The 24,762-nt window shown below is 36.0% G+C and carries 17 protein-coding genes and 1 riboswitch; of the genes, 14 read left to right on the top strand and 3 right to left on the bottom strand.

Annotated features, from left to right (window positions below; all coding sequences use genetic code 11):
* Positions 1-4 precede the first annotated feature (4 nt).
* The 8 genes from BCF58_RS12545 (at position 5) to BCF58_RS12510 (ending at position 7,395) form a co-directional block, all read left to right on the top strand.
* Entirely contained in the window at positions 5-988 is a 984-nt protein-coding gene (locus tag BCF58_RS12545) for a stage II sporulation protein M (protein WP_121462177.1), read from the top strand.
* Between the two features lie 94 nt (positions 989-1,082).
* On the top strand, positions 1,083-1,934 hold the full coding sequence (locus tag BCF58_RS12540) for a DUF4013 domain-containing protein (RefSeq protein ID WP_228434800.1): 852 nt from the start codon (positions 1,083-1,085) through the stop codon (positions 1,932-1,934).
* Positions 1,927-2,724, top strand: a complete 798-nt coding sequence (locus tag BCF58_RS12535) for a DUF4129 domain-containing protein (protein WP_121462175.1) — start codon at positions 1,927-1,929, stop codon at positions 2,722-2,724. The genes BCF58_RS12540 and BCF58_RS12535 overlap by 8 nt, the downstream gene beginning before the upstream one ends.
* A 12-nt stretch (positions 2,725-2,736) precedes the next feature.
* Entirely contained in the window at positions 2,737-3,894 is a 1,158-nt protein-coding gene (locus BCF58_RS12530) for a hypothetical protein (RefSeq protein WP_121462174.1), read from the top strand.
* Positions 3,895-3,967: 73 nt separating this feature from the next.
* On the top strand, positions 3,968-5,002 hold the full coding sequence (locus BCF58_RS12525; protein ID WP_121462173.1) for an AAA family ATPase: 1,035 nt from the start codon (positions 3,968-3,970) through the stop codon (positions 5,000-5,002).
* A 60-nt stretch (positions 5,003-5,062) separates the two neighbouring features.
* Positions 5,063-5,554 (top strand): hypothetical protein, encoded by a 492-nt coding sequence (locus tag BCF58_RS12520; protein ID WP_121462172.1) that lies wholly within the window; start codon positions 5,063-5,065, stop codon positions 5,552-5,554.
* A gap of 26 nt (positions 5,555-5,580) precedes the next feature.
* Positions 5,581-6,903, top strand: a complete 1,323-nt coding sequence (locus tag BCF58_RS12515; protein ID WP_121462171.1) for a DUF58 domain-containing protein — start codon at positions 5,581-5,583, stop codon at positions 6,901-6,903.
* Between the two features lie 69 nt (positions 6,904-6,972).
* A complete protein-coding gene (locus BCF58_RS12510) occupies positions 6,973-7,395 on the top strand; it encodes an OsmC family protein (RefSeq protein ID WP_121462170.1) in 423 nt (140 codons plus the stop codon).
* 59 nt (positions 7,396-7,454) lie between these two features.
* On the opposite strand, the gene BCF58_RS12505 is transcribed toward BCF58_RS12510, so the two are convergent.
* The 3 genes from BCF58_RS12505 to BCF58_RS12495 form a co-directional block, all read right to left on the bottom strand.
* Positions 7,455-9,125 (bottom strand): T9SS type A sorting domain-containing protein, encoded by a 1,671-nt coding sequence (locus BCF58_RS12505; protein WP_121462169.1) that lies wholly within the window; start codon positions 9,123-9,125, stop codon positions 7,455-7,457.
* A 201-nt stretch (positions 9,126-9,326) separates the two neighbouring features.
* Entirely contained in the window at positions 9,327-12,656 is a 3,330-nt protein-coding gene (locus BCF58_RS12500; RefSeq protein ID WP_121462168.1) for a T9SS type A sorting domain-containing protein, read from the bottom strand.
* A 417-nt stretch (positions 12,657-13,073) separates the two neighbouring features.
* Positions 13,074-15,689, bottom strand: coding sequence for an MGH1-like glycoside hydrolase domain-containing protein (locus tag BCF58_RS12495; RefSeq protein ID WP_121462167.1), 2,616 nt, complete (start codon positions 15,687-15,689; stop codon positions 13,074-13,076).
* 187 nt (positions 15,690-15,876) lie between these two features.
* Positions 15,877-15,984, top strand: a riboswitch (SAM riboswitch).
* A 62-nt stretch (positions 15,985-16,046) separates the two neighbouring features.
* Between BCF58_RS12495 and BCF58_RS17705 the strand changes: the two genes are divergently transcribed.
* The 6 genes from BCF58_RS17705 (at position 16,047) to metH (ending at position 24,731) form a co-directional block, all read left to right on the top strand.
* Positions 16,047-16,988, top strand: coding sequence for an alpha/beta fold hydrolase (locus BCF58_RS17705; RefSeq protein WP_228434799.1), 942 nt, complete (start codon positions 16,047-16,049; stop codon positions 16,986-16,988).
* Positions 16,989-16,991: 3 nt separating this feature from the next.
* A complete protein-coding gene (locus BCF58_RS17700; RefSeq protein ID WP_228434798.1) occupies positions 16,992-18,533 on the top strand; it encodes an ACT domain-containing protein in 1,542 nt (513 codons plus the stop codon).
* A 129-nt stretch (positions 18,534-18,662) separates the two neighbouring features.
* Entirely contained in the window at positions 18,663-19,823 is a 1,161-nt protein-coding gene (locus tag BCF58_RS12485) for an O-succinylhomoserine sulfhydrylase (protein WP_121462166.1), read from the top strand.
* 56 nt (positions 19,824-19,879) lie between these two features.
* Positions 19,880-20,890 carry a homocysteine S-methyltransferase family protein gene (locus BCF58_RS12480; protein WP_121462165.1) on the top strand — a complete coding sequence of 337 codons (1,011 nt, stop codon included), beginning with the start codon at positions 19,880-19,882 and terminating at the stop codon, positions 20,888-20,890.
* Between the two features lie 84 nt (positions 20,891-20,974).
* The gene (locus BCF58_RS12475) at positions 20,975-22,066 is read left to right on the top strand and encodes a fatty acid desaturase family protein (protein ID WP_121462164.1); all 1,092 of its coding nucleotides are present in this window, start codon (positions 20,975-20,977) and stop codon (positions 22,064-22,066) included.
* A gap of 7 nt (positions 22,067-22,073) precedes the next feature.
* Positions 22,074-24,731, top strand: coding sequence for a methionine synthase (gene metH / locus BCF58_RS12470; RefSeq protein ID WP_121462163.1), 2,658 nt, complete (start codon positions 22,074-22,076; stop codon positions 24,729-24,731).
* Positions 24,732-24,762: the final 31 nt, after the last annotated feature.

Raw genomic sequence — 24,762 nt, 5'->3', positions numbered from 1 at the left:
GATTATGAGAGAAGTTTATTTTATAAAACAAAATAAAGAAAAATGGCTGGGAATTGAACAGGTTATTCAAGGGAAAATTAAAAAAAATCCGGATGACCTGTCTTCACTGTATATTAATCTCATCAATGACCTTTCTTTTGCACAGACTTATTACCCAAAAAGTAATACAACGGTTTATCTGAATCACCTGTCGTCACAAATATTTCAGAAAATTTATAAAACAAAAAGAGTGGAAGAAAACAGGATTCTGTATTTCTTCAAAACGGAAGTCCCTTTATTGGTATATCAATACAGAAGATATTTGTTATATGCCTTTCTCTTTTTTACCTTATTTACTTTAATAGGAGTGCTTTCTGCCATCTATGATAAAGAGTTTGCTACCATTATCCTGGGTGAAGGCTATGTAAACGAAACCATTGAAAACATCAAAAAAGGTAATGCGGTCGGAGTTTATCAGAAAGGTTCAACATGGGGAAGTACCATAGGAATTATTTTCAATAATATCGGAGTCGGGGCCAAACTGTATCTCTATGGGATTTTTGCGGGAATAGGTACATTGTATGCATTGCTTTCCAACAGTGTGATGCTGGGCTCCTTTCAATATTTTTTTTACGATTACGGTGCATTGAAAGACAGTGCAAGAGGAATCTGGCTTCATGGCGTTTTTGAGATTTTTTCAATGGTAGTGGAGGCGATGTGCGGCTTGATCTTGGGGGCATCTATTTTGTTTCCCAGAACCTTTTCCAGATTTAATTCTTTTAAAATGGGATTTAAAGATTCTTTTAAAATATTTTTAAGTACGATTCCCTTTACAGTTTGTGCGGGAATCATTGAAGGATATGTCACAAGGCATGCTCTGAAAATGCCTTTGATCCTGAATCTTGTCATTATCTTTGGATCGTTGGCTATCATAGGGTTTTACTACTTTGTGTATCCTTCCATTGTTCATAAAAAAATAAATAACCAAATTAACGATGCAGTTTTATAAGAAAAGAGATTTTGGCACTTTCATAAGTGACAGTTTTAATTTTTTCAAATTACACGGGAAAAATTATTTCAGGAATTATATATTAATTAACGGATTGTTGCTAATTCTGATGGTAGTGGTCTGCATATTCGGATACAGAGAACTTTTTTCGCAGGCTTTCGGATCCAATATGAGCGGACAAAGCTATTATTTTGAAAGATACTTTCAAGACAATATGGCGATGTTTATTGGTGTTGGAATAGTTATGTTTCTGCTTTTCGTCCTTCTGATGATCATTAATTATCTGTACCCTGTCTTTTATTTAAAAAGACTTGCTCAGGGTGAGGTAAAAATAAAAACAGATGATATTCTGAATGATTTTAAAAGTAATATGGGCAGAATTGCCATACTTTGCCTGGGAATGATGTTTATTGTAACTCCTTTGGCCATTCTGATGTTGGGTGTTTCTACAGCACTGATGATGATTGTGATAGGCTTCTTCCTGATTATACTCCTTTATCCGGCAATGTTTAATGTGTCTACATTTCTGATGTATGATTTTTTTAATACAAAAAGAGGTTTTTTTGAAAGCCTGAGCTATTCCATAAGAGCACAGTTTTCTTATCCTAACGGAAGGGAAAAATCTCCGTTTTGGAAATATTGGGGTGCAACCCTCATTATTTTCATCATTATGTATATCATTTCCAGTATTTTTACCTCTATTCCTATGTTTTTTGTGTATGGTTCCCTCCTCACTACGACTCCGGACGGGAATTTTGAGCAGAATCCTTTTGAAGGGGCAGCCGGGATATTTTTCTTTGTAATGTATGGGATTTCTATACTGGTTTCTCTTTTTCTTTCAAATCTAATGTATGTGAATTCCGGACTTATGTATTATGACAGCAGGACAGACCTTCATCAGAAAGTGGAACTCGCCGAAATAGAAACTATTGGGATTAATGAATAAACTGCTTCTTGTTTTCTTACTGTTTTTTTTCTCCTTTGGATCAGTGAAAGCTCAAAACGACCCTGCTCCGGAGGTGGAAGAATATATAATGGATTCATTGGATGAAGGGTATTATAAAAATATGTATCCTGCAGATTCTATTCTTAAACAAAAACCAATTTCAGAAAATACGGTTTATCCGAAAAATTTCAAGGAAAACCTTCCGGCAAGATATAAAGGAAAAGAATTTGATTATTCTACTTCAAAGCCAAGAGAATCTTTCTTGGAAAAACTTAAGAGAAAAATTGCCAAAATACTTCAAAGTATTTTCGGGGATACAATTTTCACCAAATCAGAAAAAACAACAGGAATCCTGATTCGTCTTTTTGCGATTGTCCTTGTTGGATTTTTGCTCTATTTTATCGTGAAATATCTTCTGGGGAAAGACGGCAATTTTATTTTTGGTAAAAAGAATAAAAAAATTACTATCAACGAGGAAGAACTTCATGAGAATATCCATGAAATCAATTTTCCGGAAAGTATTGCCCAGTTCGAGAGATCGGGTGATTATCGTTCGGCAATTCGTTATCAGTTTCTGTTTATCCTGAAAAAACTGAGTGATAAAAAACGAATCAACTGGAATCCCGAAAAAACCAATAAAGATTATATTGCAGAATTAAAGCAAACTCCATTAAAGGATGATTTTTTCAATTTATCTTATATATTCGATTATGTTTGGTATGGGGAGTTCAATATTGATGAGCAGGCTTATTTGAAATTTAAAAATCAATATCAATCTTTCAAACCGTAAATTGTCCTGACAATGAACAAAAATTTCAAAATATATGCTATCATTTTCATCATTATCATGGTGATCATGGCATTGTTTGAAGTGAATAAAAAAGAAGTGACCGACTGGCGTAAAAATTTCGATGTCAATGAAAAATCACCATTCGGATTATTCGTATTCAATGAAGAAGCGAAATACCTGTTTAAAAATAATCTTAAGAAAACCGATCAGAGCCCTTATAATTATTACAATCAGTATAAAAAGGGTTTGCATAATATTTTAGTTGTGGAGAGTGATATGGATGAAGAATCATGGAATACGATTTTAGATCAGGTTTCCAAAGGCTCTGACGCGATGGTAATAACAACCTATATTCCTAAAAAAATATCGGATAGTATAGGCTTTTTTAGTTCACAGATGTCTTTCGGGGAGCAAAATGTTTTGAAATTAACGGATAAAAAATACCAGAATGACTTCATTAAACTGGATAAGTTTCCTTCCGGAAAAGGATTCACTTTTATCAAACCTGAAGTTGAGATTCTTGGAAAAGCAATAGAAAATGATAGTGCAACCCATGTCAATTTTATTAAAGCTAAAATTGGAAAGGGAAATATGTATGTGCACAGTGAACCCCTTTTCCTTACAAACTATTATCTTCTTAGAAACGGAAATGTAAAATATACGCAGGATGTTTTTTCGTATCTTAATGACAGGGAAACAGTATGGTTTGTGGAAAGCAATACTAAAGTTTCACAGTTTTTCATGAGGTTTATTCTTTCAAAACCTGCACTGAAATATGCATGGTGGGTATTTTTGGGCGGATTGGTATTGTTTGTTTTCTTCAATGCCAAAAGAAAGCAGCGAATTGTCCCTGTGATTGAACCTCTGAAAAATACTTCTGTGGATTTTGTAAAAAGTATTGGGAACTTATATCTTCAGGAAGGAGATTTCCATGATATGATGGCCAAAAAGGCGCAATATTTCTTAAATAAGGTAAGAATAGACCTTCTTATAGATACCCGGAGTTTAGATGAAGAATTTGCCAATAAACTTCATTTAAAAACAGGTAAAACAATAGAAATGATTAATGAAGCGGTAAGCTTAATCAAAAAAGGACAGGATCCTTATGCTGCTGTTATGAAAGAAGACCTTACGAGGATGAATCAGCTGTTGGATGAGATTTTAAAATAAAAGATAACAGATTTCTGTTTAGTAAATATAACGTGAATTACCGGTGTAGAGCCGGAACAAAAAGATACAATTTATGGAAAACCTTGAAAATTTTGAGAATTTAGAAAATCAAAGTTCTATAAATCTTGATAAAAAAGAAAGCGAATTTGAATCCAGGATCGACTTGATTGAACTTCGTGCAAGCTTAGAAAAAGTAAAGTCCGAAATTGCCAAAGTAATTGTAGGACAGGAAAATATGGTAGAACATCTTTTGGCTGCTCTATTATCCAATGGGCATGTCCTGATTGAAGGAGTCCCGGGTGTAGCCAAGACGATTACTGCAAAACTATTGGCGAAAACTATTGATGTAGGCTTCAGCAGGATTCAGTTTACTCCGGATTTGATGCCTTCAGATATTTTGGGAACCTCAGTTTTCAGCGTTAAGAATTCAGAATTTGAATTTAAAAAAGGACCTATTTTTTCCAACTTTATCTTGATTGATGAGATCAACCGGTCTCCGGCGAAAACTCAGGCTGCATTGTTTGAAGTTATGGAAGAAAGACAGATCACAATGGACGGAACCCGCTATCAAATGGAAGAACCATTTTTAGTAGTGGCAACCCAAAATCCTATTGAACATGAAGGAACGTATAGGCTTCCGGAAGCACAGTTGGACCGTTTCTTATTCAAGATCAATGTGAAATATCCTAATCTTGAACAGGAAATCAGCATTATCAAAAATCAGCATGAAAGCAAGGTAGAAGATAAAACAGCAGTGGTAAATCGAGTGATCACAGCCCAGCAACTGAAAAATTACCAGCATTTGGTAAAAGAGATCATTGTTGAAGCTCAGCTGATGGAATATATTGCAAAAATCATTGTCAATACCAGAGAAAACCAATTTTTGTATCTGGGAGCTTCGCCTAGAGCCAGTTTAGCATTATTGACGGCTTCAAAATCTTTTGCGGCATTAAGAGGAAGAGATTTTGTGACCCCGGAAGATATTAAAGAAGCAAGTTATGCCGTGTTAAGACACAGAGTTATCGTTTCACCTGAAAGAGAAATGGAAGGGTTGACTGCTGATGAAATCATCCGCCAGATTTTAGAAGGAATAGAGATACCGAGATAGATAGTAGGAATTAGGATTTAGGCCTTAGGTATGTATCAAAGTTCTTAAAACTTATCGCCCATGAAAAAATTAAAAATAGAAATAATTGCAATGATTTTACTTTGGATACATATTGCAGTTTCTTTGATTGTAAATCCAAGTAATTTCAATCCTTTGTTTTCTATTGGAATCATGGGTTTGTTGCTATCATCACTTTTATATTTGAAATTTAAAGATTATAGCCTGATAATTTTATTGGTAATATTATTTTTAGGATCTTTTAATCTTATTCAGTTTTCTACCTTTTTTAAAATAAATATTAGTTTTCTAAATCTTCCAATTGGAATTTTGTTTGTTCTGGTTTTATATAGAAGGTATTATGAACTGAAAGAAAGTTTTTTAGATAAAACGCACGAGGAGAAAAAAGAAGATAGAAATAGAAAAATACAATTTTTCAAGAATAAATTTCAAAACCTATCAATTGAAGAGTTAGAAAATAATTTGAATAACAACCATCTGGTTGATGAAGCAAAAATTGCAACAAAAACTTTATTAAAAGAAAAAAATATATAGAAGATCAAAGACATTACATCTGAAAAATGAAAAAATTATACATCAATAACCGCTTTTTCTTCACACTCATCGGAGTGGGGATACTGTATGTTTTTGCATTTTTCTTTCCTTTTCTGATGTGGGTTGCCCATATTGCTTTATTACTCACTTTTCTTACGGGTATGGTGGATTATCTTTTAATCTTTAATCAAAAAAACGGAATTCTTGCCCAAAGGATCTTACCTGAAAAATTATCCAACGGAGATGAAAACCCGGTGAAGATAGATATTAAAAACAATTATCCATTTAAAATTGATATCAGGGTTATTGATGAAATTCCTTTCCAGTTTCAGAAAAGAGATTTCTTTATCAATAAACAGATTGAACCGGGAAGAAATACTTACTTTCAATATACATTAGAACCTAAAGAAAGGGGAGAATATCATTTTGGAAGTTTAAATGTGTATGTGTCATCACCAATAGGTTTTGTTTCAAAAAGATTTAATTTTCAGAAAGATACCATGTTGCCGTCTTATCCGTCTTTCATTCACCTGAGAAAATATGAACTGATGGCTCTCCAGAGCGAGTTCTTATTGGGCGGAATCAAAAAAATAAGAAAACTTGGGCATACGATGGAATTTGAGCAGATCAAAGATTATGTTCCGGGTGATGATATCAGAACCATCAACTGGAAAGCAACATCAAAGATGAATCGTTTGATGGTCAATCAATTTCAGGATGAGAAGTCTCAGCGTATTTTTATGCTGATCGATACGGGAAGAACAATGAAAATGCCATTCAACGGATTGAGCCTTCTGGATTATTCAATCAATGCAACAATGGCACTGTCTCATATTATTTTGAAAAAAGGAGACAGGGCAGGAATGATGACGTTCTCAAAAAAGACAGAAAACAAAATTGCGGCCGACAATAAATCGGGGCAGCTTAAAAAGATTTCAGAAGCACTTTATAATATCAAAACCAATTTCTTTGAAAGTGATTTTAACCGGTTGTATCAGGATGTAAAATATTCTATCAATCAGCGAAGTCTGATTCTGCTTTTTACCAATTTTGAAACATTAGACGGATTAAACCGCCAGTTGAAATATTTACGCGGTATTGCCAAAAACCATTTGCTGGTGGTCGTGTTTTTCAAAAATGCGGAACTTCAGACCTTAATTCATAAAAATCCTGAAAGTATGCAGGAAATCTATGATGAGATCATTGCAGAAAAATTTGAATTTGAAAAAAAACTGATCATCCAGGAGCTTCGTAAATATGGAATTTACACCGTATATACCCTTCCTGAAAATTTAAATATCGATGTTATCAATAAATATTTAGAGATAAAAGCGAGAGGAATTTTATAATTTTGCAGTAGTAATTACTCAATAGGCGCCTGACTTTGTTCAGCGTCGTAATAAACCCAAATTTCAATAATGAAAATAACATTAAACAGAATCAACGACGACTTTTTATTTGAATGCACCAATTCCCAAGGAAACTCCATCCTTTTGGATAATACTTCCCAACCCGGAGCAAAGGGGGTGTCACCAATGGAAAGCGTTTTGATGGCGGTAGCCGGGTGTAGCGGAATAGACGTTGTTTCTATTTTGAAAAAACAGAGACAGGAGATTACAGATTTTAAAGCGGAAGTAGAAGGAGAGAGAATTCCTGTAGAAGATGCTAAACCTTTTAAATCTGTCAAAGTGAAATTTCTTTTGGAAGGAAACATAGATCCTAAAAAAGCATTGAAAGCAGCTCAACTGTCATTTGAAAAATACTGTTCAGTTTCCAAGACCCTTGAACCCACTGTGGAAATCGGTTACGAAGTTTTTGTAAACGGGGAAAAAGTAGATTAAATAAAAATAAATAAAAAAATCCGAATGATTCATCCGGATTTTTTTATGACTGAAAGTTATTATCTTTTTATGATTTTTGTGCTCTTCACAGAGCCGTCTTTCATCGTTAATGTCAGAATATACATTCCGTCTTTAAGATCTCCCAGATGAAGCTGTGAAGTTGGGTTATCAACCGTTTTTACAGTAATTCCGGAAAAGTCTGTAACCGAAATACGCTTTACATTGCCTGTATTTTCGATATTCAGCGTCTCATGGAAAGGGTTCGGGAAAGCAATTCTCTCTTTTTCCTTTACCACTTCATTGACGGCCAATGCTGCCGGTTCTAATGTAACAGTTATTTTCCATGTGTTATTATCTACTTTATTATAATCAGCGCTACAATCTGAACCTCCATAAGTCCTCCATGCCCTTAGCTCAAAATTCACCGTTCCTGAAAGTGCATTAGCAATAGTAAGGCCGGTTCTGTTATAGGAATAAGTTCCGCCGGTATTACCGGAGCCCGTGGATACCGAAGACTCGCTTGTTCCGGAGGTCGAACAGACCAGTAAGCTGTTTTGTTCAGACATCCAGCCGTCCGCTACTGTACTCATAGCATAAGATACCGCAGTGGATTTTATTTTGTATCCTGAAGGAACATTGATGGAAAGAGTAGCGGGGCAGTTTGTGGTAGAAGTGACACCCGGTGTACCACTGCTATACATAGTATTAATATCTCCGGAAGTATAAGTTGCGGATACTTGTCCCGTTGTAAATTCTTTCATTTTCCAGAAGCCCTGTGATGTGCCACAGTTCGACCTTACCCAGAAATAGTATGCCTGTCCGGTTGGGAGCCCTCCAATCGTTACACTTGTTCCGGATACGTTTCCTGTGGGGGGTGTGGTTGCCGTGGGAGGAGTAGGAGAAGAATTGTAATAATAATCATAACCCGCTGAAGGGGCAGAGGCAGGAGCAGTCCACGTAAGAGTAGCCCCATCCACATTAGATGTATAGGCAATATTGGTCGGGGCTGGACATGAAGAATATACATCCGCAGAAAAAGCAAAAATATTAGGTATGCCTCCGGTCCCTGTTTTTGTTACCGTTACACTTTTGATAGGTTTCGACTGGTTCGCGGCATTAATGGCTAATGGAATTTGATATAATCTGGGATTGGTTCCGCCTCCTGATTCCAGAACATCGTTGGTAATATTGATTCGTCCGATTCCCTGGATGGCATAGCCACTTCCTCCATACCAATCAGAAATGCTAATTCCCGTAAAGGTTTGGGAAGTATTATCCAGGAAATTAACATCTACATTTACCGTGCATGCTCCACTTCCCCCTGTTGCCAACATATATAGGTTTAAAGCAGGAATAGGAGTTGCAAACATAAGGGTTCCGTTATCATTGGCATTAAGAAGCCTTAATGAATTGTTGCCACTGTAAGACGCAAGCTGATAATTCAATCCTGGAGTAGTAGCAACGGCAGAATTAATAATTCCATTGATAGGCAAACCATAAGAAAGTGACGAACTAGAAGACGTGAGTTGGAAATCCTTGGATATAAAGGCAAAGTTTACTCCATCGACATCATTGTTGGTAGATGAGCTGGAAGATCCGATACCATTGGCAATAACATCAGCAGAATATCCGCTTGAAATAGCGATCGACTGATATTCCTGGGCATTGATTTGGTTGGTGAATATGCCGGATAATACCAGGCATAAAGTAGGTAATAGTTTTTGTTTCATAATAATACAGTAAAAATTAGTTTATAGGCTAATTTATGTGATGTATTAAAAATAATTCAATACTATTTGATCAATAATATCAAATATTAATAAATATCTATAATTTTATGGGTAATTTGCTTTTATGAAATGATGTGGGCACTCGTATCAAATAGATAATAGAGATAAAATAAAAAACCTCTTAAAAAAGAGGTTTTTAGTTTAATTTTTCATCACTTTTTTCATGACGACTTCTTTTTCAGTTATAATTTTGAAAATATATAGTCCGGAAGTATTGCTACGTATCGAAATTTTTGCATGTTGAGAATTGATCCCCATATGCTTTTGAATGATTCTTCCCTGTGCATCATATACTTCAATCGATTTGATCTTTGCATCCGTACTGATATTTACATCATCTTTGGTAGGATTCGGGTAGATATTGATTGAGTTATTACTTATTGTATCATTGGTTTGCAATGTTGGATTCTTGATCAAGGTAATGGCTTCATTCGTTTCTACCGGGAAATTATAATCAAAATAAATATTAGCCTGATTGCTCACACTGTCGCCTGTAATCAGATTATTGTTGGATTTTATTTTTAAGGCTACATTTCCATGGGCAAGAGCGGCAAGATTAATGTCCTTCATGATAAATTCCACTTTATTACCTGTTACTTTCGTATAGGTGCTGTGAGAAGTATTCTGCAATTGTAAAGAAGAAATATCAAAATCATCCGGATTCACATTCATTTCCACAACAATATTTGTGGCAGGAGCAGTACCCGTATTCTCAAAATTAACGATATAATGAAGATATTTTCCAATCATTGACGATGGAACCTGGCTTCCTTCAAGACAGGTAATATCATTAGGATCAAAAGAACCTACAACGGTTTGTTTGAAAGCAAATTCATTATCTTCCGGAGTACTTTCTCCTGACGGAGAGTCGATGATTGCACTAAAATTAAGAGTGTCTCCAATATTTACCGGATTAGTAGGGTTTGTAGGAGCATTTATTTTGAAAGTAAGCTCAGAAGATGTGTTGGCATAAGGTTTTAAATTCGTAAAATTAAATGTCACCTGATTTCCGCTCACGGTAGAAGGCAAAACGGAGGATAAAAAGAGCATTTTAGTATTGTCAAAAGCCAGTGTAACAGTTCCTGAAAGAGTAGTATTCCCTTTATTTCTCCAGATCAGTTTATAAACAGCATCAAAGCCAGGCCTTGCATCGGTTACAGGGGCAAATATAACTTCCAAATCCTTCACATTTCCGTTTTGGGTAACACAGATGTTTTGCGTGGAAACATTATTGTTGGCGTCTGCAAAATTAATGACGAAAATAGAAGGTGTTACTGTAAATAATGATGGATTTTCAGGTTCTACTGTTACGGTGAAATTTCCTGCCAGCGCATAGAAATCATATTTCCCGTTGTTTTTTACAAAAGTTTCTCCTGTAGTTGTTCCATCATTTATCTTCAGCTTCATATGTTCAAAAACTTCGTCGCCGGCATCACATCCGTTATTATTTTCATCAAACCTTACGGTTCCTGTGATAGTGTTATAATTGCCTCCAGGAGTGAAGCTGCAGTATGAGTTTACATTACACGTGTTGGTATATCCGTATTGATTAACAAGCGCCTGAATGGAGCTGAGTTCCGGTAGATCTACGCAGATAAATTTAATGCTAGGGTTATTATTAAATGTGATGGTTTCAGTAAAACCGTTTTTTAATAGTATGGTCTTAAGAAGATTGTTGTTGATAGTAATACTATTGATTTTCGAATTGCTAAAATCAAGATTTTCTAATTTATTATTGTTAGCACATAAGTTAGCCGTTCCATTATTAAAATTATAATACTGCAGGGGAATAGTCATATTCGTTCCACTTACCTGTAATGATGTAAGTTCATTATCTGAGCAGTTAACCGTTTCCAGTAAAGGGCAGTTTTGAATATTTAATGACGTTAATACTCCTTTAGTACATGAGAAATTTTTCAGTTTGGTATGCCCTGAAATATCAAAAGTGGTCATTGTATTTTTAGGATAATCTACAGTCTCGGTAGGACTGGAAGTATAAGCTCTGTAATTTCCTATGTGTAAGTTTTCCAGATTAGGAAGCATGGAAGCATCAAAAGATGCCAACCTGTTTCCGGTAACGTCTATATTCTTTACATTAGGGCAGTTCAGGAATGTCAGGGCAGTAAGTTTTGACTGCATTCCATATACTTCTTCAAGTAAAGGACAATTGCTGAATTCATAAGCTAAGGCATCGCCGCCGGCATAACTATGATTGGTGCCTGTAAGAACCTTTTTAAGTTTAGGAGTATTTTTGATGTCAACGGATTTCACATAAAACTGGGTAAGGTCTATAGTTTCAAGATTTTGGTGGCCATCAATGACGATACTGCCCAAACTACCGGTAGCATAAGATGATGTTCCTCCGGTAACTCCATGGATTTCTTTCAAGTTTACCAGATGCTGGATGCCATTGGTAGTGACAAAGTTATGGTTGGTCGAACTTGTTGGATCATAGAAAAATTGAAGATAGGCTACCTTATCCAAATCAATTTGTAACATTTCACCATCCTGATCCGGATCAAGGTCCAGGCAATTATTATTGATGTCTTTAGCCACCCAGTTATAATAGCCATAAGTACAGGCATCAAGATTAGAAGAAAGTAAAATCTTTTTAAACCCTTGGTCAAAGCCAATTACAGCACCATTACACACCATTTGAGAGACAGCACCCGTGCTTGGTAATGTATCACCCTCATTTTTACAGATACTGGTTAGTCCGGGATTATTACTGACATTCAATACAGATAGGTTTTGCAGCTTTACATCCTGGAAATCCAGAGATGAAATCAGGTTATAGCTGCAATCTAATGAGCTCATTGTCTTGTTTTTAACGCTTAATGTGGTTATCTGATTATGACTGCAATTAACATCACCATAAATAACATTACTTGCAAGTGAAAAAGATGTTAGAGAATTATATGAACAATCAATATTACGCGGATTTGGCATCATCCATACTTGAGAAGTTGAAAGAGATAATGTCGCAATTTGATTATGGCTGCAGTTGATATCATCAAGTTGTCCGTTGGTGGTTAGCTGTAAATCTGTTAGCGAGTTAAAAGAACAGTCTAAAGTTACAATTTCCGGTGATGAAGAAAGGTCTAAGGAGCTAATCAGATTATGGCTGCAGTCCAATCCGAAAAGATACAACGTGGAAAGATCTAATGACGTAATCTGGTTATTACTGCAATTAAGATATATTAACTGAAAATTTGAAATTCCAGTCAAAGAAGATATATTGGCATTTGATATATTTAGTTCCGTTACGGCTTGCGCTTCATTTTGATCAATTTCACCATCTCCATTGGCATCAATGGCAAAATAATTTCCGGATAAATCCTTTGCAACAGTATTGGCAGGAGAAGAGGACAATAGCTTGGCCTTAAAATTTGGATCAGGGAAATTAATAATCTGAGCTTGTATTCCTAATGACATTATTAGGAAGATGAACAAAAATAATTTTGTTTTCATAATATGATTTTTTTGTGTTTAGTTTAAAATAAATCAATAAATCCTAACCCCTAATTGAGCAGGTTAAATGTTATTTATCGAAATATAATTAATGGAATAATCGAGACGGGTATAATTTTGTCGTGATTCCTGATAAGAAGAGCAGGAAAGCAAATGATAAATATGTTTTCATGTTGTGTTTTTAATTAATGCTGCAAATCTAATTAAATACAAATAGAATTTATTTTGTGTTTTCTTTCATTAAATAATATTATATTCATTTTTTCTCGAATAAGAAAAACTTATACTTTGCATTGTGAGAAAAATATAAGATTATTGTTGGTGAAATTTTAAAAATTATGAGAGTATTTGTAATTAAATAATTTATTTTGATTTTATAGAGTTATATAAATAAAGCCAGCTTTTAGCTGGCTTTATTTATAGTGTCATTCTCGGTTTCATCAATTTAGCGACAGTGGCGGTCCACCCTGTTTGATGTGATGCTCCTACGCCCCGTCCGTTATCCCCGTGGAAATATTCATAAAAAGTAATATAATCTTTAAAATACTCATCATAATTGAATTTTCCATTCCCTCCGTTAAACGCTCTCTCCCCATTTTCATCTTTTAAGAAAATAGAACAAAGCCTGTGACTGATATTTTGAGCTACTTCATCCAGGTTTTTCTTATCTCCGCTTCCTGTCGGAAATTCCACTTTCATACTGTTTCCATAATAAAAGTGAAAGCGTTGTAAACTCTCAACGATCAGAAAATTAATAGGGAACCAGATCGGCCCTCTCCAGTTGCTGTTACCTCCAAACATTCTGCTGTCACTTTCTGCAGGCGTATAGTAGACTATATTTTCATTGCCGTGAACAGAGAAAATAAAAGGGTTTTCTTCATATACTTTAGACATAGCGCGTATCCCATAAGAACTCAGGAACTCTTTTTCATCAAGCATTCTTTTTAAGACTTTAGTGAGACGAGTTTTACGCAAAATGCTCATCAGGTGTTTCCTTCCCTGTCCTTCCTCTTCCCAGTGAGAAACAAGTTTGGTAAGTTCCGGTTTGTTTTTTAAGACCCAATCCATTCTTTCCCTGAAATTAGGCATTTTTTCCAGTAAATGATGGTCGATAATTTCTACGGCAAACATAGGGATCAGCCCCACGATACTTCTTAGTCTTAAAGAAACACTATCTCCGTTTCCAAGCTGAAGAACATCATAGAAAAACCCATCTTCCTCATTCCATAATCCTTTTGTTCCTTCACCCAGGTTTTCCATAGCTTCAGCGATATACAGATAGTGTTCAAAAAACTTGATGGCCATATCTTCATATACCTGATAGTATTGGGCAAGCTCCATGGAAATTCTCATCATATTCAATGCGTACATGGCCATCCAGCTTGTTCCGTCTGCTTGTTCAAGATATTGTCCGTCTTTTAGGATCATATTCCGGTCAAAAGCACCAATGTTATCAAGTCCAAGGAAACCGCCTCCAAAAATATTTTTACCGTTCTTATCTTTTCGGTTGACCCACCAGGTGAAATTAAGAAGTAATTTTTGAAAAACCTTTTCAAGGAATAATAAATCCGGTTTTCCGTTTTGTTTCTCGTCAATTTTAAAAACCCTGAAGCATGACCATGCATGAACAGGAGGATTTACATCACTCAGATTCCATTCGTAAGCAGGGAGCTGCCCGTTAGGATGCATATACCATTCCTTTGTCAGCAAAAGAAGCTGTCCCTTGGCGAATTCAGCATCAATAATAGCAAAAGGAACACAATGGAATGCAAGATCCCAGGTTGCATACCAAGGATATTCCCATTTATCCGGCATGGAAATAATATCCTTATTGTGCATGTGGTTCCACTCCGTATTCCTTACATAGTCATTAAAATTTCTGGGCGCCTCAAAATTAGGGTCTCCTTTCAGCCATTTTCCTACATTGTAGTGATAAAACTGTTTATTCCAAAGCAATCCCGCAAAAGCTTGTCTCTGGACATTTCTTTCATCATCGTGGGTTACATCATGCTGAACTTCATGATAAAATTCATTGGCTTCGGCTATTCTTGTATTGAAAATCTCATCAAACTGATCAAAGGGTTCGTCTGTTTCATGAGGGGATAGTCTAAGCTCAAACGTTTTGGATTGCCCGGCTTCAATGATTTCATCAATTAAAAAAGAAGCTTTTGTCCCTTTTTTTTCGGGGTTAATGGTATTGCTTCCATACACAATATGGTCATTAATTCCATCCTTGAAATAAGTGTTCCCAAAATAAAGTGTCCCATGTAATTTTGGGGTGTTCGTTTCATTGTCACAAAAAACACTTCTGGCATTGCCGTTTCTGATATACAGCTTTTTGATAGAAATACTGTCATGGTGAATATCAATACATCCTTCATGAGAAGCATTTAAAAAAGGCTGATATCTATTATATCCCCACTTCCAATTGTTTCTGAACCATAATGTCGGAGCTACTACAATAGGAGCATCCTTCTGGCTCCTGTTATAAATGCTGACTCTTACTAAAATATCGTCAGTATCCGCTTTGCAATATTCAATAAAAATATCAAAATATTCATCATTGTTGAAGATTCCCGTATCAAAAATTTCATACTCAGGTTCCCTTTTGCTTCGTCTTCCGTTTTCGGCAATAAGGTCATCGTAGGGAAATTCATTGATAGGATATTTGTACACCATCTTCATATAACTATGAGTTGGAGTATTATCCAGATAGTAGAAGAGTTCTTTGATATCTTCCCCATGATTTCCCTGAGGATTGCTCAATCCGAAAAAACGTTCTTTAACGATCTTGTCTTTTTTATTCCAGAACGAAAGAGCAAAGCACAAAAGTTGTTTGGTATCTGAAATTCCCGCAATACCTTCTTCCCCCCATCTGTAGGTATAACTTTCAGCATTGTCATGATTGGCAAATCCCCATGCGTTGCCATTGGGGCTATAATCTTCACGCACATTTCCCCATTGTCTGTTGCTTACATAAGGTCCCCAATTTTTCCAGTTGGTATCTTGTAATCTTTGTTTTTCAGCAATCATATCTCATCCTTTTTCAGTACGAAGGTAGTTTTTTTGCTAAATAATTCCAATTTTTAAGTGCTGAACAATTCTTAACATGCCCTTGGAAATCTTGTATTTATGGGCTTTTTTCAGAATAAATTAATTTTTCTTAAAAATGTAAAAGAAAAAGACTATCTTTGCCCCATCGTTCATTAAAATATTGAAAATGTTATCAAGAAAGGTTGAGGGAATAGACCCTGCGAAACCTTAGCAACCCTTTGCGCAAGCAATGAAGGTGCTACGTTCTACCAAAATCATTTTGGACAGATAACTCACTGAAGTTCTTTTCAGCCATTTCTCATGGCATTTTCAATTGTGTTATAAAATATAATAGAATTGAAAACAGAACTAAACTATATTCATTTTTCGTATCAAACCAGTTCCCAAAAAGAGGAATGCAATATCCCGTTGAGCTATCAGCTTTTCGGGCAAGACCTGTTTACAGCACCAATCATTCTGGTAAACCATGCTTTAACCGGAAATTCAAATGTTTCAGGAAACAGGGGCTGGTGGAAACAATTAATTGGAGAAAACCAGGTTATTGATACGAACAAATACACCGTTCTGTGTTTCAATATTCCCGGGAACGGCTATGATGACTTTTTAATTGATGAATGTGAAGATTTCACTCCTTCGGATATTGCAAATGTCTTTTTGAAAGGACTTGAAGCTCTAAACATAGAAAATGTATATGCCATTATCGGAGGTTCTCTTGGTGGAGGAATTGGGTGGGAAATGCTTACTAAAAAGCCGGAACTGGCAGAAATTTTTATTCCTATTGCATGTGATTATAAAACCCACGATTGGCTTCATGCGCAATGCCTTGTTCAGAAATTTCTATTGAACAGCAATGATGATCCACTACAAAAAGCAAGAATTCATGCCATGTTGTGTTACAGGACACCACAATCATTAAACAATAGATTTCAAACTCGATATAATCAGGAAAAGCAAAGGTTAGAATCAGAAGATTGGTTGGTTTATCATGGGAATGTTTTAAACGAAAGGTTTAGTTTAAAAGCATATAAACTGATGAATCATTTGCTGATGAACATCAATGCGGAAGAGAAAGCACTGGAAAAAATAGAGGCTCGAATGCACATGATCTCTGTAGATTCTGATCTGTTTTTTCCTGCTTCAGAAATTCGAATGTGCTTCGAAAAACTGAAAGAAAAAAAAGAAAATGTTTTCTATCATGAGATCCAATCAATACATGGGCACGATGCCTTCTTAATGGAATACGAACAATTAAATAACATCATAAAAAATATTTTGTAGAAGATGAGAAATAATGCTAACGAAATAAAATTCTTAAAAAACAGATCAATCATCAAATTCGAAGGTGAAGATTTCCTTGGAGAAATCGGGGTAGACGGACGAATTTTTAAAGCACTTACATTGGCAAGAATCAGTGTAGGAGTAATCTCACAACAAGCCATTGAAAACGGAATTTCAATCCTGGTTCATGAAAATGATGCTGAAAATGCAGTAAAATGCCTGATTGAAGAATTTGAAGCAGAAAGAAGATCGGGGAAAGTATCCCAGATTTACAGCATCAATAATGTTTCTGTTTTGGGTTTTGTAGCTGAAGATTACAATAAAGTTCTTGGTGAACTGGCCAGAAATAATGTTTTTCCATTGCTTTTAAACCAGATTGCCAGTGAAAATAGAGTCAATATTGTAGTGACTTCCTCGCAGGACGAAAAAGCAAAAAATATCATTGAATCTGAAATATACAAAAAACCTAAAACTGTTCACCTGGCGATTATCGGACATGGAAATGTTGGGAAAACCCTGATCGATCAGGTATTGGAATCCTCAGATGAAATTAAAAGACGGAAAAAGATAGACCTAAAAGTGGTTGCTGTAGCCAATTCCAAAAAAATTGCCTTCAATAAGAAAGGTTTTGACAATAATTGGGGTGATGAGGTTTTGGTTGCAGAAAACCCTTCCAGCGTTGATGAGCTGATCAACTTTTCAAAAGAAAATCAACTGGAAAACTTAATTGTTGTCGATAATACAGCAAGCAAAGACTTTGTTAAAAACTATCATACGCTGGCTGAAAACGGCTTTGACCTTGTTTCTTCCAATAAAATTTTCAACACTTTACCTATTGAAGAGTATCGCAAACTAAGATATACGTTGAGCAAAAATAACCGACGTTATTTATATGAAACGAATGTAGGAGCTGGCTTGCCGTTAATTGATACTATCAAATTATTACACCTTTCCGGAGAAAATATTACAAGGATTAAAGGCGTATTTTCAGGAACGCTAAGTTATGTCTTCAATAATTTTTCTTTAAGAAATGACAAATTTTCAACGATCATTAACGAAGCATTGGAAAAAGGGTATACTGAACCAGATCCAAGAGAAGATTTATCAGGAAATGACGTGGCAAGAAAACTATTGATTCTGGCAAGAGAATTAGATCTGATCAATGAGTTTGATGACATTAATATTCAAAATCTTGTCCCTGAAAGCTTATTATCTGTTTCTAAGCAAGAATTCCTTTCCAGATTGGATGAACTTGATGAAGAATATCAGAAAATCAAAGAAAACCAGGCAGAAGGTCATGTCTTGAGATACGTCGGAGATTTGCATGGAGATTTACAGAAAGATAAAGGAGAACTTGATGTAAAATTGATTTCCGTTCCTGCAAGTTCAGCTTTAGGCCAGCTAAAAGGATCAGACTCCATCTTTGAGATCTATACAGAAAGCTATGGTGAAAACCCGATTGTAATTATGGGAGCAGGAGCAGGAGCTCAGGTTACTGCAAGAGGTGTTTTCGGGGATATTTTAAGAGTAAGTGAAACCAAATAAATTAATATAACAATGTAGCAATATAACAGTTTACCAATAATAATCAAGATTGTAATTCTGAGTATAACGAAGAATCTCATTGTTACATTGTTATATTGATACAATGTTAAATTATCAAATTAAAACTATATGGAAAATTTTGAAACATTGGCAATAAGAACGCAAACTGAAAGAACCCAGTTTGATGAGCACTCTACACCGTTGTATCTTACATCCAGCTTTATTTTTCAGGATGCTGAGGATATGAGGGCGAGTTTTGCTGAAGAAAAGCCTAAAAATTTGTACAGCCGTTTTTCCAATCCTAATGTAACGGAGTTCACCGATAAGATTGCTAAAATGGAAGGTGCGGAAGCAGGATATGCTTTTGCAACAGGAATGGCTGCCATCTACTCAACTTTTGCCACCTTATTGAATGCAGGAGATCATATTGTAAGCTGTCAGTCGGTTTTCGGATCAACCCACACGTTGTTTACCAAATATTTCCCAAAATGGAATATCGAAACAACATATTTCAAAGCCGAAGATGCACAAAATGTTGAACAATACATTCAGACAAATACTAAAATCTTATATCTTGAAACCCCCACCAATCCGGCAATTGAGATCTTAGACCTTGAGTTTTTCGGGCAGATTGCTAAGAAACATAATCTGATCTTTATTGTAGACAACTGTTTTGCAACACCTTATCTTCAACAGCCTATAAAATATGGTGCAGATATTGTTGTACATTCCGCAACAAAGCTGATTGACGGGCAAGGAAGGGTTTTAGGAGGTGTGGCAGTAGGAAAAGCAGATCTGATAAGAGAAATTTATCTTTTTGCAAGAAACACAGGTCCTGCAATGTCCCCTTTCAATGCATGGGTTTTATCAAAAAGTTTGGAAACATTGGCCATACGAGTTGAAAAGCATTGTGAAAACGCTTTAAAAGTTGCCGAATTTTTAGAGAGTCATCCGAATGTAGAACTGACGAAATATCCGTTCCTACCGTCTCATCCAAGCTATGAAATTGCAAAGAAGCAGATGAAATTAGGTGGAAATATTGTTGCTTTTGAAATCAAAGGAGGAATTGAAGGCGGAAGAAAATTTTTAGATAACATCAAAATGTGTTCTCTTTCTGCCAATCTGGGTGATACAAGAACGATCGTAACCCATCCGGCCTCAACAACACATTCAAAGTTAACGGAAGAAGAAAGAAATGAAGTAGGAATTACAGCTGGTTTGGTTCGCTGCTCCGTTGGTTTGGAAAATGTAGAAGATATCATCGCAGATTTAAGACAGGCATTAGATTAACAATGAGCCTTGTCAAGGTTTAAAACCTTGACAAGGCTCTCAAATCAAAATAAAAAATGAAAAATTCAGAACAATTATACAAAGCATTATCCGAAAGAATTTTAATTCTTGACGGAGCGATGGGAACGATGCTTCAGCGATACAAATTCGAGGAAGAAGACTATCGTGGAGAGCGTTTCAAAGATTGGGAACATCCTGTGAAAGGAAATAATGATTTACTTTCTTTAACGCAGCCTCAAGCTATTGAAGAAGTTCATAAAAAATACCTGGAAGCAGGAGCAGACATCATTGAAACGAATACTTTCTCCGGAACTACCATTGCAATGGCAGATTACTACATGGAAGATTTAGTATACGAACTGAATTATGAATCTGCAAAAATTGCCAGAAAAGCCTGTGATGAATACACTGCCAAAAATCCGGATAAGCCGAGGTTTGTGGCAGGATCTATCGGACCTACCAATAAAACGGCAAGTCTAAGCCCTGATGTCAATGACCCGGGTTACAGGGCCATTACTTTTGACGAATTGAGAATTGCCTATAAACAACAAGCTGAAGCACTGTTAGACGGAGGATCAGATATTTTGTTGGTGGAAACAATTTTTGATACTCTGAATGCAAAAGCAGCTTTGTTTGCCATTGATGAAATTCAGGATGAAAGGGGGATTAAAATTCCGATCATGGTTTCAGGAACAATTACCGATGCTTCAGGAAGAACCTTGAGTGGACAGACTGCAGAAGCTTTTTTAATTTCCATTTCCCATTTGAACCTTTTAAGTGTGGGGTTCAACTGTGCGTTGGGAGCCAATCAATTGACACCTTATCTGGAAACACTGGCTCATAATTCGCAATTTTATGTTTCAGCATATCCGAATGCGGGTTTACCTAATGCTTTTGGAAAATATGATGAGACCCCGGAATTTATGGCGGAGCAGATTAAAGAATATGTTGAAAAAGGATTGATCAATATTATTGGAGGCTGTTGCGGAACAACGCCGGATCATATAAAAGCAATTTCAGATCTGGTGCAGAATTATCAGCCAAGAAAATTGAAGGAATTTGTCTGATTTGATAGATTTTTTTAATTAAAACAGGATATGAGGACAAGGTTATAAATATTATCTTTAAATAAACCACAAAATTTAATAATAATGGAAAAGCCGAGTTACTTAAAAAATTCAGATGATGTAAAATTATTTAATGAACTAAGAAAGAAAGTGAACCAGCGAGTAGAAGCAATTCCCGAGAATAGGGATATTTATATCCAGATCAAAGCAATCATTTTGCCTTTGGTTTATTTTGGTTTATATTTCTTTGCCGTTTTTAATGCAGATAAGCCAGGGGTCTATATCCTCAGTTTTGTATTAATGGGCATTTCATTGGTTCTGATTTATCTGAATCTCATTCATGAGGCTGCCCATAATAATATTTATAAAAGCAAAAGATTGAATGGGCTGGTATTGCAGATTTTTGATTTTGTGGGAGCCAATTCCTACATCTGGAAAAAAAGACATATTGCAAGCCATCATGCTTACCCGAATGTGGATGGGTGGGATACGGATATTGAACAAAGTGGTTTACTTTTAATTATTCCATGGATCAAAGCAAAAGGAATTCAAAAATACCAGCATAAGTTTTTCTTTTTGGTATATCCTTTATATTTATTCAATTGGATGTTCATCAGGGATTTCAGGGATTTTTTTGATAATGAAAGAGTGATTTTAAAAACCCAGGGTTCCATTCCCACTATAGAAAAAGTGAAAATGATAGGTTACAAATTATTTTATTTCTTTTATCAGATTGTAGTTCCTGTTCTGTTTTTTAAAGTATCAGTTGGACTCGCTCTGGGAGCTTGGTTTTTACAGGTGATTGCCGCAAGTATTTTTGCGCTGTTTGTTTTATTGCCTTTACATCCGCTTCCTGATAATGCTTTTCCGAAATTGGATGAAAAAAACGGACTGCCTTTCAGCTGGCTTCAACACCAGTTTGAAGTGACGAATGATTTAAAGGAAAATAATTGGTTGGTGAGAAATGTTTTGGGAAATTTCAATTTTCATGTTGCCCACCATTTATTTCCTAATTACAGCTATCTGTATTATAATGAAATTACAGATGAGATCGAAAAGTTCGCAAAAGAACATAATCTGGCGTATAAAAGATTTCCCATTTTAACAGCTTTAGGCAAACATGTGGATTTGCTTAAGCAAAATGCAAACAATGCATATTACATTTTAGAAGAATAAAAACCGAATGAGATATTTAAGATTATCGGGGCTTGAGCCTCTTATCATAACACCGGAGAGTAATTTTATTAATGTTGGTGAAAGAACCAATGTGGCCGGGTCCAAGAAATTTTTAAGATTAATAAAAGAAGAAAAATTTGCTGAAGCATTAGATATTGCCCGCCATCAGGTTGAAGGTGGGGCACAGATTCTCGATGTTAATTTTGATGATGGCTTAATTGATGGAAAAGCTTCCATGATTAAATTCCTGAACCTTATTGCTTCCGAACCGGATATCGCAAGAATCCCTATCATGGTGGATTCTTCAAAATGGGAGATTCTGGAAGCCGGGCTTCAGGTAGCACAAGGAAAATGTGTAGTCAACTCCATAAGCTTGAAAGGAGGCGAAGAAGAATTCATCAAGCAAGCAAAAGCCATTAAAAGATATGGAGCAGCTGTGATCGTCATGGCCTTCGATGAAGTAGGACAAGCCGACACGTATGAACGTAGAATTGAGATTTCAAAACGTTCTTATGATATTTTAGTTAATCAGCTGAATTTCCCTGCCGAAGACATTATTTTCGATCTAAATATTTTCCCCGTTGCAACAGGAATGGATGAACACCGAAGAAATGCTATCGATTTCATTGAAGCAACGAGATGGGTTCGCCAAAATCTTCCGTATGCATCGGTGAGTGGAGGAGTAAGCAACGTTTCATTTTCGTTCCGTGGAAATGATACGGTGAGAGAAGCGATGCACTCGGTATTTCTTTATCATGCCATTCAGGCGGGAATGAATATGGGAATTGTAAACCCGGCGATGTTGGAGGTTTATGATGAAATTAATAAAGAGCTTCTGGAACTTGTAGAAGATGTTATTCTTGATAAAAGAGAAGATGCTACAGAACGGCTTTTAGACTATTCCGAGAAACACAAATCCGTTAAAAAGGAAAAAGTTGAGGATTTGGAGTGGAGAAACCATCCGTTACAGGAAAGAATCACTCATGCGTTGGTAAAAGGTATCGATCGTTTTATCGAAGAAGATGTTGAAGAAGCAAGGCAACAGGCGGCAAAACCCTTACATGTTATTGAAATCAATTTGATGACCGGAATGGGTGTTGTCGGAGATTTGTTCGGCAGTGGGAAAATGTTCCTTCCACAAGTAGTAAAATCGGCAAGGGTAATGAAAAAAGCGGTTGCTTACTTACAGCCGTTCATTGAAGCGGAAAAAGACGGCACAAAACCGGCTAATGGGAAAATATTAATGGCAACGGTAAAAGGAGATGTTCACGATATTGGTAAAAATATTGTGAGTGTGGTTCTGGGATGCAATAATTATGAAATTGTTGACCTGGGTGTGATGGTTCCTGCCGAAAAAATTATTCAGACGGCTATTGAAGAAAAAGTGGATGTCATCGGATTAAGCGGCCTGATTACTCCAAGTCTAGATGAAATGGTTTATATCGCCTCCGAACTGGAAAGACAAAATCTTGACTTTCCATTGTTAATAGGAGGGGCAACGACTTCAAAAGCACATACCGCCGTAAAAATCGATTTGAAATACAAAAATGCGGTAGTTCATGTGAATGATGCGTCGAGAGCGGTAAACGTGGTGAGCTCATTATTAGGAGACAGAAATAAAGAATATGTTGAGAACTTAAAAAATGATTATTCTGATTTCCGGGAAAAGTTTTTGAACAGGCAGGTTGATAAAGATTATGTTGCCATTGAAGATGCCAGAAAAGACAAATTTACAATTGATTGGCAAAACGAAGAAATTTTCACTCCAAATCAGCTGGGAATAACTGTTATTGAAGATCAGGATTTGAGAGAGCTGTTGCCTTTTATTGACTGGTCACCGTTTTTCAGAAGCTGGGACCTGCATGGAAAATATCCGAATATTTTGGAAGATGAGATAGTTGGAATACAGGCAAAAGAATTATTCAAAGATGCACAGGTGATTCTTAAAAAAATTCTTGATGAAAAACTATTAACTGCAAAAGCTATTTTCGGAATTTTTAAAGCCAATTCCAATGACACCGATGATATTCTTGTTTATGATGAACATGATAAAGAAAAGGTTAAATTTTTAACACTAAGACAGCAGGCTCAGAGATCAAAAGGCAAAGAATATTTGGCTTTAAGTGATTTTATTGCTCCACAAAGTTCAGGAAAAACTGATTATGTGGGTGTTTTCTGTGTGACTGCAGGCTTCGGAACCGATGAACTTGCTGCTGAATACGAAAAAGCAAATGATGACTACAATGCAATTATGGTAAAAGCTCTTGCGGACAGGTTTGCAGAAGCTTTTGCTGAATTTTTACATAAAAAGGTGAGAACCCAATATTGGGGATATGCTAACCAGGAGAATTTAAGCAACGAAGAACTGATTGCTGAAAAATATAAAGGAATCCGTCCGGCTCCGGGATATCCGGCTTGTCCTGACCATCTGGAAAAGAAAACCATTTGGGATCTGTTGAAAGTGGAAGAAAATATAGGGGTTTTCCTTACTGAAAGTTTGGCGATGTTCCCCACGGCTTCGGTTTCCGGGTATTATTTCGGGAGTCCGCACGCCAAATATTTCGGGCTTGGAAAAATTACAGAAGATCAACTGAAAGATTATGCTGCAAGAAGAGGATGCAGTATTGAGGAAGCGAAAAAATGGCTTTCTCCAAATTTAGCGTAATGAAGTCTGCGGTGGATAGTTTATCTGGTTG

Origin of the sequence: Chryseobacterium defluvii (genome assembly GCF_003634775.1) — a bacterium.
Lineage (GTDB): Bacteria > Bacteroidota > Bacteroidia > Flavobacteriales > Weeksellaceae > Chryseobacterium > Chryseobacterium defluvii.
The sequence above is the reverse complement of the archived record's forward strand: the minus strand, read 5'-3'. Positions and strand labels throughout refer to the sequence as shown.